This window comes from Flavobacterium sp. N502536, from assembly GCF_025947345.1.
Lineage (GTDB): Bacteria > Bacteroidota > Bacteroidia > Flavobacteriales > Flavobacteriaceae > Flavobacterium.
This window is the reverse complement of record NZ_CP110011.1, coordinates 4,655,930-4,671,871: the sequence shown is the minus strand read 5'-3', so window position 1 is coordinate 4,671,871 and position 15,942 is coordinate 4,655,930. Positions and strand designations below refer to the sequence as shown.

7 protein-coding genes are annotated in these 15,942 nt (G+C 36.7%); all 7 read left to right on the top strand.

Annotated elements, in window-relative coordinates; translation table 11 throughout:
• Window positions 1–16: 16 nt before the first annotated feature.
• The 7 genes from OLM61_RS19520 (at window position 17) to OLM61_RS19490 (ending at window position 15,885) form a co-directional block, all read left to right on the top strand.
• The gene (locus tag OLM61_RS19520) at window positions 17–3,520 is read left to right on the top strand and encodes a DUF6443 domain-containing protein (protein WP_264524260.1); all 3,504 of its coding nucleotides are present in this window, start codon (window positions 17–19) and stop codon (window positions 3,518–3,520) included.
• 11 nt (window positions 3,521–3,531) lie between these two features.
• Window positions 3,532–4,110: a hypothetical protein gene (locus OLM61_RS19515; protein ID WP_264524259.1), complete on the top strand. Its 579-nt coding sequence runs from the start codon at window positions 3,532–3,534 to the stop codon at window positions 4,108–4,110.
• A gap of 803 nt (window positions 4,111–4,913) precedes the next feature.
• Window positions 4,914–6,578 carry a T9SS type A sorting domain-containing protein gene (locus tag OLM61_RS19510; RefSeq protein ID WP_264524258.1) on the top strand — a complete coding sequence of 555 codons (1,665 nt, stop codon included), beginning with the start codon at window positions 4,914–4,916 and terminating at the stop codon, window positions 6,576–6,578.
• Between the two features lie 10 nt (window positions 6,579–6,588).
• Window positions 6,589–10,023: a hypothetical protein gene (locus OLM61_RS19505; RefSeq protein WP_264524257.1), complete on the top strand. Its 3,435-nt coding sequence runs from the start codon at window positions 6,589–6,591 to the stop codon at window positions 10,021–10,023.
• Window positions 10,008–11,747: a DUF5977 domain-containing protein gene (locus OLM61_RS19500; protein ID WP_264524256.1), complete on the top strand. Its 1,740-nt coding sequence runs from the start codon at window positions 10,008–10,010 to the stop codon at window positions 11,745–11,747. The genes OLM61_RS19505 and OLM61_RS19500 overlap by 16 nt, the downstream gene beginning before the upstream one ends.
• 57 nt (window positions 11,748–11,804) lie before the next feature.
• A complete protein-coding gene (locus tag OLM61_RS19495) occupies window positions 11,805–12,446 on the top strand; it encodes a DUF6443 domain-containing protein (RefSeq protein WP_264524255.1) in 642 nt (213 codons plus the stop codon).
• A gap of 211 nt (window positions 12,447–12,657) precedes the next feature.
• Complete coding sequence (locus OLM61_RS19490; protein WP_264524254.1) at window positions 12,658–15,885, top strand: RHS repeat domain-containing protein; 3,228 nt, start codon at window positions 12,658–12,660, stop codon at window positions 15,883–15,885.
• Window positions 15,886–15,942 lie beyond the last annotated feature (57 nt).

Sequence of the window (15,942 nt, the reverse complement as noted above, 5' to 3'; positions counted from 1 at the left end):
CCTGACTAAAGAGGAAATGAGCCAGAATGTGACTTATTTTGATGGTTTGGGGCGCCCCATACAAACTATTGCCATTGGTCAGGGAGAAGGCGGAAAAGATATCATAACCCCTATGGAATATGATGGTTTTGGGAGACAAGCCAAAGAATACCTGCCTTATCCAGCTGCCAATGCAAGCAGCAGTTATCAGAGAATTGACCCAAGTACGGCCATAACAACTTTAAATGGAGTTTACGGTACCAGCAAATACGACAATACTACAAATCCTTTTTCTGAAAAGTCGTTTGAACGCTCACCTTTGAACCGCGTGGTCAAACAAGCCGCGCCGGGAGCTTCCTGGGCTTTAGGGAGCGGCCATGAAATAAAATTGGATTATGGAACCAATATTTCTGCGGATGCTGTAAAATCATACAAAGCTACCGCAACTTGGGAAGCCAGTCAGGGTTTATACGAAATCGGTTTTTCAGACTTAGGAACCTATCCTGAGAAGGAGTTGTACAAAACGATAACTTACGACGAGAATACGACTGCAAATCTAAGTGAATCTTCCGGATCAACCGTTGAATTTAAAAACAAAGAAGGACAAGTCGTTTTAAAAAGAACCTACGAGTCAGGAAGCCGACACGATACTTACTACGTTTACGACCTGTACGGTAATCTGACTTATGTATTGCCACCAAAAGTATCGGGTACAGTTAGTGACTTGGTTTTAAACGGTTTGTGTTACCAGTATAAATACGACAACCGCAATCGTCTGGTGGAGAAAAAACTGCCCGGAAAACAATGGGAATTTATTGTCTATGACAAACTTGATCGTCCTGTGGCAACAGGACCTGCTTTTTCGCCTTTTAATGACGAAACGACCGAAGGCTGGCTCATTACCAAATACGATGCCTTTAGTAGACCCATTTATACCGGATGGAATGCTCAACCCGTAGGTTTAACTATAAGAAAAACATTGCAGGACGAACAAAATAGCGCTACTGTTTTGTTTGAAACCAAACAAACCTCTGGAACGATAGACAATATCCCGGTATACTATAGCAATACGATTGCTCCAATAAATTTTAAACTCTTAACCGTTACCTATTATGATGATTATAATTATCCCAATGCAGCGACCAACCCCTTTGTCATTATGACACAGATCGTTTTAAACAAGGCCAAAGGTTTGGTTACTGGAAGCTGGATAAGAGCTGTGAGTACCGCATCAGCCAAATTGGGAGAAACCACTAGTATCTTTTATGATAACAGGTTCCGTGTTGTGAGTACCCAAACCCAAAATCATTTAGGAGGATATACTCATACCAATACCGAATTTGATTTTATAGGAAAAACACTTCAAACAAAGATCTGGCACAAACGTACTTCGGGAGATACTGAATTAGGCGTAAATGAGCAATACGGTTATTCGCCACAAGATCGTTTGCTGAACTATATTCATATGATCAATGGGATTAATCTAGATTTTTTTTTTACAAATAATACGTATGATGATCTGGGACAATTGAGCACTAAAAGTATAGGGAACAGCACAGGGGCTCCTTTGCAGAAGATCAATTACAGTTACAACATCAGAGGCTGGTTGACTGGAATCAACAATGTTGAAAATCTGCAGCAAGATACAGACCCTGTAGATCTGTTTGCCTTTAAGATTAATTATGACAAAGTAGAAGCAAATGCTAACTATGCAAAAGCACTATATAATGGAAATATTTCAGAAACCTATTGGAAAACTAATACCGATCCGGCCAAGCGTTCTTATGGATATCGATATGATCAATTGAATCGTTTGTCGGAGGCGACTTATCAGACTCCAAATTTAGCCGATAATAAAAATTACTTTGGCGAAAATATGGATTATGATAAAAACGGAAATATAATTAGACTACAGCGACAATATATGGCTGGTGTACTAACCAGTCCATATGTTGGAGATATGGATAATCTGGGGTATTTCTACACAGCTAATTCCAATCAATTGATGAAAGTAACAGATACCTCTAACCAACCGCAAGGATTTAAAGATGATAGTAACGGTTATAATGATTCGGCAGATGATTATGCCTATGATTTAAATGGAAATTTAATCAGAGACGAAAACAAAAACATTACTGAAATACTGTACAATCAGCTGAATTTACCTAAGAAAATTACATTTGGAACAACGGGGTCAATTGAGTATATTTACAACGCAACGGGGCAGAAACTGGAGAAAATTGTAAAAGAGGCAAACGGTACAACTCATACAGATTATCTGGGAGGTTTCCAGTATAGTTATGTTGTTAATGATGGTCCGGCGCCGGATGATCCGGGAAATACGGATCCTCCTATTGATGGTGAGGATCCCGCTCCAAAAGATCCACCGGTAGAGGCGAATCGTTCGAATCTGGTAGGAATGCAATTGACAAGTCAGCAGGTTCCATCGCGACCAACTTTGCAATTTTTCCCTACAGCAGAAGGGTATTATGATGCTATAAATCAAAAATATGTGTACCAATACAAAGATCATTTGGGTAACATTAGATTGAGTTATGCTAAAAATCCTGTTACCCAAGTTCTTGAAATTATTGAAGAAAATAATTATTATCCTTTTGGATTGAAACACAAGGGATATAATGATTATGTAGATAATAGTAATAAATTCAAGTTCAACGAAAAAGAGCTACAAGACGAGCTAGGGCTTAATATGTATGACTTTGGAGCTCGTATGTATATGCCAGATTTAGGAAGATTTTCAGTTATAGACCCAATGGCTGATTTTGTAAATTATCAATCTCCGTATGTAGTAAGTGATAATAATCCAATATACAATGTTGATGAATATGGTTTAGGAATTTTAAATGTACTAGGAAATATATTTAGAAGAATAGGTAATGGAATCAAACAAGTAATAAATGGTAAAGATTGCAGTTGCGTAGTTAAGGAAGATTCATTATATAAGTCATGGATAGACCCTGATTTTCCAAGCAGTGGAGGTGGCAGAAGTAAACCAGTTTACGTAAAAAAAACTGAAGAATCAAGAGAAACTCCAGGTAAAATACCTGAGTTGACATTAGGCTCTACTGGATTAGTTATAGGAGATAATCCTGAACCAAAAACCTCAGAATTTGATATTCCTACTCCTCCAGTTCCGAGTTTTACAAAAAGTGTGACACCACCTTTGTATAAAGCGGGTAAAATTATTAATATAAACGTTCGTTTTAATCCTAATTCATCAATATTAAATTCAAGTGCATCAGACAAAACATTGAATGATTTATTAAAGACTTTGACCGATTACCCTCAAATTTTGTTATTAATAAAAGGTAATGTAAGTATCGCAAATAACCCAGACTGGAAATCAGATACAGATATAGCAATAAATGGTGGTCGAGGAACTGTACGAGATTTACAATTATTGAGAGCCAAAGCGATAAAACAATTTTTGGTTAAAAGAGGAATAGACCCAAATAGGTTGTCAGTTGGGGCGGGTGTATTAGGGAAAGATACTAAAAGTGCAAGTGCTGTAAGCCGTTAAAAGATTTAAAAATGGAAGTAAAAATAAAAAGAATAATATTAATAGTGCCGTTGATTATTATTGTCTGTTGTTCAATGACAAGCTTTTCTGTAGGCAAAAAGTTTAATGACGAAAAGGATGAAATTTTATGGTCTAAAAACAGAAAGCTGACTTGGGAAGATTTTAAAGGGATTCCTGACCGAACTGACTCATTAACTGTAGCAGGAACTACTTCAACAATAAAATTCGAGTATAGCACTACAAAAAATATGATTACTAATTATAAATTACAATCTATTTTCATAAAAAGTAAATCGTGGACTATAACAAATAGCATTCAGCTTTTAGCTCATGAGCAATTGCATTTTGATATTACAGAACTGTATGCTAGGAAAATTAGGAAATCTTTTGACAGTTTAAGAATGAGAAAAAATTATAACGAGGAAAATTATACTTCAATATATAACTCTAATATTGTGAAAAGTCATGATTTAAATAAACTGTATGATAATGAGGTATTTGGGAATAATATCAATCAAAATCAATGGATAAAAAAAATTAGTAACGAGATTTTGAAATTAAGAAAATACGAATGCTTGCCAGATGATTAATATTTTAGAGTTTTAAATAATGATTATTTAGATTTTAAAACCCTCCGCTCTCCGAAGAGTTCAATTGAAAAGTTGCGCAAATGTCTCTGACTTTGCGCTTTTTTTGTTTTTAGAAATTGTAGGTGTCTTGAAAGTCCCTGACTTTTTTAATTATCCTTCTTGAGGTAATTAGTTATAAGACTTGTTTCAAAATTGATTTAAAGTCAGAGACATTTGCACAGCGTGAACAGAGTTCTTGCATAATTGAGAACACTTAGCAGAGTGGGGAATTTAATACCCAAATAGTCTTTTGTTTTGTAGTGCTAAAACCTATAAAATAATCAACAAATGTCAATGTTATGAGTATTGGCTTTTTTTGTATTTTAACCTTGTGTAAAAATAAAACAATTTGTACAGGCTTTCCAATCTGCTGCAGTAGAACAGGCCGCTGTTCGTGAATTTAAAGGCGGAGCGGTGAAGGGCTGGTAGTTACTTTCTTTAAACCCGAAATAGGGTAAAAGTTTAATAATGCGCAATGATCAAGAATCGTTGTGCATTTTTTTTTTGGATTAAGATTTTAGTAAAGGAGTTTTTGCTTTTCGTAGTCATTCAGAACTCAATCCTCTGGTAGAGCTTATTTTTACTAGGGGTGTATTTGTAATTTACTAATGTAATTATTGTTTTTTGTGTTGGTTGTTTATTTTAATTGTTAAATTTTTAATTAAAGTTTAGTCAAATGTGGGAAGCCGTAAAAGAAATAGAAAATAGTGTATTAGTTTTGGCCTCATAATTTAATTCGTCAAAAGATTAAAACAGAATATTTTATGAAAAAAAACTACCTGTTATTTTTATTTCTATTGCCCATTTTTGCCTATTCCCAGGACATTCTCTGGGAAAAATCATATGGCGGACAGCATGCTGATTATTTGTTTGACGCGCAGCCAACGGCCGATTACGGCTTTATTCTGGCGGGGAGTTCCTTGTCTAACAAAACCGGAAACAAAGACGACGACAATCATGGTGATCTCGATTACTGGATCTGGAAAATGAGTGAGAAAGGAGATCTGGTCTGGCAGAAAAGCATTGGAGGAAGGGGGTTTGATTTGCTTCAGAGTATTAAAAACACCAGAGATGGCGGATTTATTCTTGCAGGAACTTCAAGTTCAGGAAGAGGCTTCCAAAAAAAGGAAAATTGCAAAGGAATCACTGATTTTTGGGTGATCAAATTAGATGCTTCAGGTACTGAACAATGGCAAAGAACGATTGGAGGTGCAGGGAAGGACGAACTCTTATGTGCTTTTCAAACCAAAGACGGAGGTTATATGTTAGGAGGCTCATCGAGCTCAGATCCTTCGGGTAATGCACTTGCAGCAGCAAACGGAATCTCCAAGCCAACCACAAAAGCAGATCAGTTTAACAAATCAGAAAAAAGCCATGGCAACATGGACTATTGGATTGTCAAACTGGACAAACAAGGTGATGTGGAATGGCAAAAGACCTATGGAGGAACTTATGCTGATGTACTGAGAAGTATGGAACAAACCTCAGACAATGGCTATATTTTGGCGGGTTATTCTAACTCTCCGGTTTCAGGTGATAAAACAGAGAACAATAAAGGAGTAGGAGATTTTTGGATTATCAAAATAACGGATACCGGTGAAATTCAATGGCAAAGTACTTATGGCGGTGAGGGAGACGATCAGCCTTATGTCATCCACCAAACGATCGATGGCGGTTATATTGCAGGAGGAAATTCCAACAGTAAAAACGCCCTGACCACTATGGGAGGGATTGTTGGCAATGGAACTGATTACTGGATTCTTAAACTGGATAAGGACGGAGGTGTTTTATGGAGTAAAACCTATGATTTTGGAAAAGTTGACATCCTAACCTCTTTGGTAGAAAACAAAGATCAAAGTTACCTCATTGGCGGTTACGCACAAAGTGAAAGCAGACGCCCGCGCGAAGGGATCGCGGCCAAAGCGCTTAACTCCGTCAGTAAAGAAAAAGAAGGCATCAACGACTATATCGCCATGAAAATAGACGACAAAGGAGAAGAAATCTGGAACAAAATTGTAGGCAGTGCCGGAGAAGATATTCTCAGAAAGTTAATCGAGACCAGAGATGGAGGCTATCTGATGGCAGGAACTTCCAACTCGGCTGCATCAAGAGATAAAAATGGCAGCATTGGAGGTAATGATTTTTGGGTAGTGAAACTAAAAGACAAAACAAAGGTTGAAAAAGTAAAATCCAGTATCGAAGCCATTCCTAATCCTGCATCAACTTACACCAACATCATTATTGGTTATGATTTTAAAGAAGGTACCGCCTCTTTGATAGACATCAGCGGACGTACTTTACAGGAATTTGACATCAACAACAGGACTGTACCGGTTAATCTGAGTAGTTATTCCGAAGGAATCTACATCGTTAAAATCAGAACAGATGTCAAAACTGAGTCTATAAAAGTGATTAAATCTGTTAAATAAATTTAGGAAGATGAAAAGTAAATTTTTGATACTATGCTTATTGAATTGTGTATGGTTACTGTCTCAAAATGCTAAGGACAATTTTTTTCCGGTAGCACCTGAGGCAAATTCACTAATCAAATATGTAGATGTTCCGGTTAATTATTCAACTGGGGTTACCAATTATTCGATCCCGGTGCACACTATAAAATTAAAGAACCTGACAATTCCGATTACTTTAACCTATCAGTCTTCGGGATTAAAACCTTCAGAAGTAGCGGGAAATACTGGTTTGGGTTGGGAATTAAATGCAGGAGGAAAGATCACACAAAATGTGGTTGGCCAAAATGATATTGATGTTCCGGGACCGGCAAATCCTGCATGGAATTTACCTAATAACAGAGATTTCAAACTCCCATTGCCATCTAATAGTTTTGTCCCAGGTTCAGGACCCTATAGTCCAAGTCAATTAGACAGTATACATGGAGCAGGAACAGACTATACTTTGTTTAGTAATATAGATGCATACAATTTAGAAACACAACCCGATGTATTTTACTATTCAATACCCAATAAGTCTGGTAAATTTTTCTTTGGGAACAATTTCGAAACCAAACAGATTCCTTTTGGGAAAGAAAAAATAGCTTTTAACAGCAGTACCAATAATTTTGAAATTACAGATACAGATGGTGTGAGGTACATTTACAATATAAGAACAGAAAATTTAAATCTCGTAAGTAGTATTTGTTACGCATTTCAGGCCCTAGCCGGAACTTCACGAAGTAATTCTTATACCTATTATTTAGTTCAGATTATAACACCTAATAATGAAACAGTAGATTTTGTTTATGATACAGTCCAATACAATCTGGAGAACGATAAAGACTATACCAGATATTATCATTGGATTTTTGGAGGAGGAGAAAAAATTACCTCTTACTATTCAGAAATCACTACTAAAGTTTTAACCAAAATCAAAGTCAATCAGGATTACGAAATCAATTTTTTATACAGTAAATATCGAAAAGATATAAAAGGTAAAGCTCAGGCTACGGCTCCTAAGACACTCGATAAAATTACAGTTAATTATAAAAATGAAATAGAAACCTACCAGTTTGATTATGGCTATTTTGGTACTCCTGATAATCAGTACAATCCGGATCTTTTTGAATCTATCATTTCAAATGAAAATACAACATACCGACTGAAATTAAAAAGTTTTCAAAAGACGGGGGAGAATCCATATGTTTTTTCTTATAACAACGAAATGGCCTTAGATAGAAATTCATCATGCTTGGACCATTGGGGATATTTTAGTGGTAACTGCTCAAGATACACCATGAATACCCTTTTTAATGACTTAGGAGGCTCCAAGGCTCCAAGTTTAGCATACACCCAGACCAATATTTTAAAAAATATCGTTCTTCCAACGAAAGGAGAAGTAGATTTTAGTTATGAACTTAATACCTGTTCTGACAGTGATCTTTCTTATACAACCTATAATTGGGAACCTGTCTTAAAAGCATTTGCTAACTCTGAGAAGGTGCCCACCGGCGAATGGATCACAGTGACTGATACAATCACAATTTCGGAAAGAATGACAGGTATACCCTATGTTCAGTTTGATTTAATTAGCCCAGGGGAAGCTACAACTTCAAATTATGCAATAGCAGAATTGCATGAATTGAGTAACGGGCAAGCGCGTCTTATGAATTTTGAAGCCATAGGTACAGTAGGAATAAATTTTAAACCCTATGTTGGAGAGCCTTTGCAGAGAGGTAAAACGTATATACTTAGTTTAAAATGCTATGATACCATGGAAAATTCGAACAAATTTATAACAATTAGTTATCTAATGGGCACCACAGTTCAGGAACCGATCACTTCAGTGGGAGGGTTACGAATTAAAAGCATAGAGACAAAAGAGTCGGGAAATGTGGCTACTCGTCGTTTTTTTGATTACAGTATCGATGGCAAGTCTTCAGGTATATTGTATGAAGTACCCTATTATTACGGAACCTATTCTTATTTTGCAGAAATTACGAATCCGGAAGATAATAATATTAATAAAGGCGTGCAGGAATTTGCTGTTCAGTATTCCAGAATTCCCTCAGATATATTTGGATTTAACGGTTATCATGTTTTCTATCAGAAAGTAACTGAAAAGAATATAGATAATAATGATATTTCCAAAGCGATTAAAGTTGAAAAGTACTTTACTTTTTATGATGACCTGAGGTATGGTGAAGATTCGCATTTTTCTAAAATTTCATACAATTGGAAACGAGGTTTGCCTTTGCTTATTAATGAATATAATAAAAACGATATCGCCAGAAAAACGACTTTTTCGTATCATTTTAGCGAAACAGCTCCCGGGAATAAAAGTTCCGTTAATGATCCTGGTTTTCCTTTAGTAAATGCTACAGCTCCAAACGAGTTTTATAAAAGGAGTATCGCTCTAAGTGTCTTTAGACGCAGTCCAAATTTTTATAACCTATACCAGTACACCAACTCGAGACTTATATCGGCCTGGTATTATATGGATAAAAAAACGACGGAGGAATATTTTAATGGAAAGGTTTTAAAAACAGAAGAAGAATTTAAGTATGACAATCCGGGAAGTGCACAATTGACCTCGCAGATCACTAAAAACTCTAATGAAGAAACCATAGAAACAAAATACTTTTATCCTGATGATTTATTGAGTGAGCCCTTTATGGCTGAATTAAAAACAGCTAACAGAATCAGTACACCAATAATTACGGAGAAGTACAAATCAGGAACGCTTTTTTCAAAAGATAAAATAGTATTTGCGAAGGATGCCTTAACGGGTAATTTGCTGCAGCCTAAAGAAATTTATGGGGCAAAATTTCCCAATTCGTTACCTTCATTGAGCAATATAGGGAATCTCGAAAAGAAAATTACCTATAACCAATACGATGAAAAAGGTAACGTTTTACAGTATACGGTCGAAAACGGAATTCCCGTTTCGATCATCTGGGGGTACAATAAAACATTGCCTATTGCTAAAATTGAAAATGTTGCTTACAACGCAATTCCGGTAGGAACCATTGCAAACTTGCAGAGTCTTTCAAATGCCGACAATGATAACTGTATGTCAGGAAATTGTACGGAACAATTACTAAGAAATGATTTAAATGCATTTCGAGCTGCATTTCCAAATGCTTTTATTACCACTTATACTTATAATCCCTTAGTTGGTGTAACAAGTATAACAGATCCAAAAGGAGTACCTTCTTATTATGAATATGATTCCTCTGGCAGGTTAAAATTTGTAAAGGATTATGAATTAAATGTACTTCAAAAATACTGTTATAATTATAAGGGACAGCAGACCGATTGCAGTAATAATACTTCAACTAGTGAGTACATCTATAAAAGTGCAGCAAGAAGCGGGTCGTTTACTAAAAAGAACTGTCCTGCCGGGGGATGGGACAAAGTGTAAGTTACAGTCAGCCGGCGGGAGCCTATACCTCGACCATTTCACAGGCAGATGCAGACGATTTGGGACTTGCTAAATTCAATACAGATGGACAGGCTTATGCAGACAATAACGCTGCTGTTAAGTGTGTTTTTAAAAATACTGCCAAAAGTGGTTTGTTTACGAGAAATAATTGTGCTGCCGGTGGAACACCCGAAAGTGTTTTGTATACTGTTGCAGCAGGAATTTACAGTTCTGATAATTCTCAGGCTGAAGCTGATACTCAGGCCCAGAATGATGTCAATATAAACGGATATGCCTATGCCAATGCTAATGGTAGATGTAGATTTTGGAATACAGCCCAAAGCGGGTCATTTACAAGAAGCAACTGTGCTGTAGGCGGAGTACCTGAGACTGTTGTGTATACAGTTCCCGCAGGAAGGTATGATTCTTATAGTTCTCAGGCTGCTGCAGACAATCTGGCGCGAGATGAAGTCAACGCCAATGGACTGGTTAATGCCAATGCTAATGGTAGATGTAGATTTTGGAATACAGCCCAAAGTGGGTCATTTACAAGAAGCAACTGTGCTGTAGGCGGAATTCCTGAGGCTGTTGTGTATACAGTTCCTGCAGGAAGGTATGATTCTTATAGTTCTCAGGCTGCTGCAGACAATCTGGCGCGAGATGAAGTCAATGCTAATGGACTGGCTAATGCCAATGCTAATGGTAAATGTACTTTCAAGAGTATTGCTCTAAATGGTTCATTTACTAAAAATAATTGTCCTGCTGGTGGTGTTGGTTCGAGTGTGCCTTTTAGTCAGGTAGCAGGAGCGAAGACTTCAATAATTTCGCAGGCAGATGCTGATTCAGAAGGACTTCGCTTATTCAATACAAGGGGGGAGGTCTATGCTAATACTAATGGCTCTTGTACTTTTAATAGTGTTGCCCTTAGTGGTTGGTTTACAAGAAATAATTGTGCTTCTGGTGGTGTTGGATCAATTGTTTTCTTTAGTCAGGTTGCAGGAGCCAAGACTTCAACGGATTCACAAGCTGATGCTGATTCAAAAGGACTAGCTTTATTTAATAGCAATGGTCAGGCCTATGCAAATGATAATAATAATGCAAAATGCATTTTTGCCAATACTGCAAAAAGTGCTGTGTTTACCAGAAACAACTGTGCTGCCGGAGGAACTCCGGAAAGTGTAACTTATAGTGTTCCTGCAGGACGTTATAGTTCTGATGTGTCGCAGGAAGCAGCAGATATAAAGGCGCAAAATGATATCACTGCCAATGGTCAGGCCTATGCAAACGACAATAATAATGCAAAATGTATTTTTTGGAATTCTGCCCAAAGTAGATTAATCGCCCGTAACAACTGTGCTGCTGGTGGTACTCCTGAAAGTGTTTGGTATACTGTTTCCGCGGGAACATACAATTCCAATACTTCTCAAGGGACAGCTGATGATCGGGCTCTTGATGAAATTAATAGATATGGACAGAATTATGCTAATTCAGCCGGAAAATGCACTTTTTATAGTTTGGAGATTAATGATATATATTATAAAAACAATTGCCCTCCTGGTATGAGAGGATCCACAGTTTATTATCATATACCATATGGAACATACAAATCCTTTATTTCAGAGGCTGATGCAACAAACAAGGCTGTGATGGATTCGGGAGCAAATGGACAAAATTATGCTAATAGTGAGGGATATTGTTTGAACCCGGGAGAAGAAGAGAATTAAAACAGTAAAAAAATAAAGAAAGGACCATAAAAGTCATTTTGTAATACTCAATACGTTATGAAAAAATATATTCTTTTAATAATTTTATTCGCATTTGCAGGTTTGGGCTTAAAAGCCCAAACCTTCAGTGATGATAACTTTGTATACACTACGGCACCCAAAATAAAGGTTAAGGCAGCTAATTTTAATACTTTAACCAAAGACGAAATGAGTCAGAATATAACTTATTTCGACGGATTGGGGCGTCCGATACAATCCATTGCCATTGGTCAGGGAGGAACGGGACAGGATGTTATAACTCCTATGGAGTATGATGGCTTTGGCCGACAAGCCATAGAATATCTACCTTATCCAGCTGCCAATGGAAGTAATAGTTATCCCAGAATTGACCCAAATACGGCCATAACTGCCGCAATAGGGGTTTATAGTGCTGTAAAGTATGACAATACTCCAAATCCTTTCTCCGAAAAAGCATTTGAACAATCGCCTTTGAACCGTGTTTTAAAACAAGCAGCTCCTGGAGTTTCCTGGAAGATGAATAGTGGTCATGAAATTAAAATCGAGTATCAGACCAATACGGATGCCGATGCGGTAAAATTGTATAAGGCCGATGCCAATTGGCAGGCAGGTTTAGGACTGTATAATACCAGTCTTCCAGAGCCGGAAGTTATGCTGAAGGAAAGCTATACAAAACGGTAACCTACGATGAGAATTCGGGTGGAAACCCAAGCGAAAGTAACGGTTCTACAGTAGAATTTAAAAACAAAGAAGGACAGGTTGTCCTCAAAAGAGCCTACGATTCCGGAGAGCGACATGATACCTATTACGTTTATGATTTATACGGTAATCTGAGCTATGTACTGCCGCCAAAAGTTACAGGTACGATTAATGATGAGATTTTAAACGGTTTATGTTACCAGTACAAATACGACCAGCGCAATCGTTTGGTCGAGAAAAAGCTGCCTGGGAAACAATGGAATTTATTGTCTACGATAAACTCGATCGGGTAGTAGCTACCGGACCGGTTTTTTCGCCTTTTAAAGACGAAACGACCGAAGGTTGGCACATTACTAAATACGATGCCTTTAGCAGACCCATTTATACCGGATGGAATGGTCAACCCGTAGGTTCAACCATAAGAAAAACATTGCAGGACGAACAAAATAGCGCTACTGTTTTGTTTGAAACCAAACAAACCTCTGGAACGATAGACAATATCCCAGTATACTATAGCAACACTATTGCTCCCATAAATTTTAAACTTTTAACTGTTACCTATTATGACGATTATAATTATCCCGGTGCAGCTGTCAAACCTACAGTTGCCGGGGGGCAGTTGGTTTTAGACAATGTTAAAGGTTTGCTTACCGGAAGCTGGACAAGAGCGCTGACTATGGCATCCGAAACATTTGGAGAAATCACCAGTACCTTTTACGATAGCAGAGCCAGAGCAGTGAGTACACGACTACAAAATTATTTAGGCGGTTATACCAACACCGACAGTAGTTTAGATTTTACCGGAAAATCGCTTTATACAGACACCATGCACAAACGCACGTCCGGAGATTCAGAACTGATCATAAGTGAGGGATATACCTATTCACCCCAGGATCGTTTGCTGGCCCATACCCATCAGGTCAATGGTGGACTAGTAGAGGTTCTGGCCTACAATACCTATGATGATCTCGGACAATTGAGTACTAAACTAGTGGGTAACAACTCATCAAACCCTTTGCAGAAAGTACACTATAGTTACAACATCAGAGGCTGGTTGACCGGAATCAACAATGTTGCAAGTTTACAGCAAAATACAGACCCGATAGATCTGTTTGCCTTTAAGATTAATTATGACAAAGTGGAAGCAAATGCTAACTATGCAAAAGCACTTTATAATGGAAATATTTCAGAAACCTATTGGAAAACTAATGCTGATCCGGCCAAGCGTTCATATGGTTATCAATACGATCAATTGAATCGTTTGTCGGAGGCGACTTATCAGACTCCAGATTTAGCCGATAATAAAAATTACTTTGGTGAAAATATGGATTATGATAAAAATGGAAATATTATTAGACTACAGCGACAACATATGGCTGGTGTACTAACCAATCCTTATGTTGGAGATATGGATAATCTGGGATATTTTTACACTGCTAATTCCAATCGATTGATGAAAGTAACAGATACCTCTAACCAACCGCAGGGATTTAAAGACGATAGTAACGGTTATAATGATTCGGCAGATGATTATGCCTACGATTTAAATGGAAATTTAATTAAAGACGAAAACAAAAATATTACTGAAATATTGTACAATCAGCTGAATTTACCCAAGATAATTACATTTGGAACAAGTGAGACGATTGAGTATATTTACAATGCAACGGGGCAGAAACTGGGGAAAATTGTAAAAGAGGCAAGCGGTACTACTCATACGGATTATTTGGGAGGTTTTCAGTACAGTTATGTTATTAGTGACGGTCATGTACCGGATGATCCGGGAGATACGGACCCTCCTGTTGATGGTGAGGATCCTGCTCCAACCGATCCGCCAGTGGAGAATAGTCGTAGTAGTGCGTTGGCAAGTCAGCAGGTTCCATCACAACCAACGTTGCAATTTTTCCCTACAGCAGAAGGCTATTATGATAACATACATCAAAAATATGTGTACCAATACAAAGACCATTTGGGGAACATAAGATTGAGTTATGCTAAAAATTCGGTGACTCAGGTTCTTGAAATTATTGAAGAAAATAATTATTATCCTTTTGGATTGAAACACAAGGGATATAATGATTATGTAGATAATAGTAATAATTATAAGTACAACGGAAAGGAGCTTCAAGACGAGCTGGGGCTTAACATGTATGATTATGGAGCGAGAAATTATGACCCGGCACTTGGTCGCTGGATGAACATTGACCCATTGGCTGAAAAGTTTATTAGTGAATCACCATATGCCTATGTTAATAACGACCCAATGGGATATGCCGATTTTGATGGAAAGGACTATCTTATAGATATTGTTAGAGATAAAAAAGGAAATATTACAGGAATAAATATTAGTGGGACTATTTATATTCAAGGACAAGGTGCAAATAAAAAAAGAGCGGGAGAGTTAAATTCATTTGCTAAGAAAAATTTACAATCTAAAATTGTTGACGGTATAACTATTGGAGTTACCATGACATATAAATATGATGAAAGTAAAAACGAGAAGAATTTGAAAAGCGGTGAAAATATTTTAAGCTTTGATTCTGCTCCAGAAGATGATGATAATATTTCTCATGTTAATGCTGGCGAACAAAGAAATAAAGCTGGACGTTATATGTTTTTAGCTGGTAACACTGGGACAGTATTTGATAGTGGTAAAGATAATAATACGGTATTTCATGAAACATTGCACCTTCTGGGCTTGAGTGATAGATATACTGATTATAGAGGAGACCACAGAGTACTTTCTGAGAATCAAATAACTTTCCCTCATAAGGGATACGAAAAGAATGTAATGGGAGATGCAAGTTATACGAATCTTAATAAAACTCAATATAGAGCATGGTTGCAACATGCACTTACAAGAGCTAAACCTAGTACTGATAGAGTGATAGGAACTTTACAGGCAGATAGGAAATTAAAACAGGATTATGAGACTAGCTATTTTTTTATAACAATCAGTATGTTACTGATAGGATGTTCGAATAAAAAAGATTCAAAAGAAGTCATTAACTTAATAGACTTACTAGAGATCTATGAGGGGTATGGAATTATTCGATTTACTCCTAATTCAACAGGCTCTATAAGATATTTGGAATTTTATCCTTTATCAATTGAAAATAGTAAAATTGATTTTACAGATATTAACAAATTTAACATTGAAAATGGGCTTGTTTTGAGACACACAAATAAATCTATGCTATGGCAAAGTTTAATAACAGACAAAAATATTAAATTGGACAGTGAAGGTTATGGATTAGCGGTGATTTCAATCAAATACCATAAAAAAAACAATGATAATAAATTTGTAAAGGAATATGATAATTATTTAATTTTAAAAAATCGTAGTATTAAAGTTAAAATGTTTGACCCTGAATCTAATAAAATTGAGATTGATGATTTTAAAATAATTCAAGGAATATAAATTTTAAAAGTATTTTGAACTTTTTTATATTTTTAATTACAAAATGATTGAAAAAGC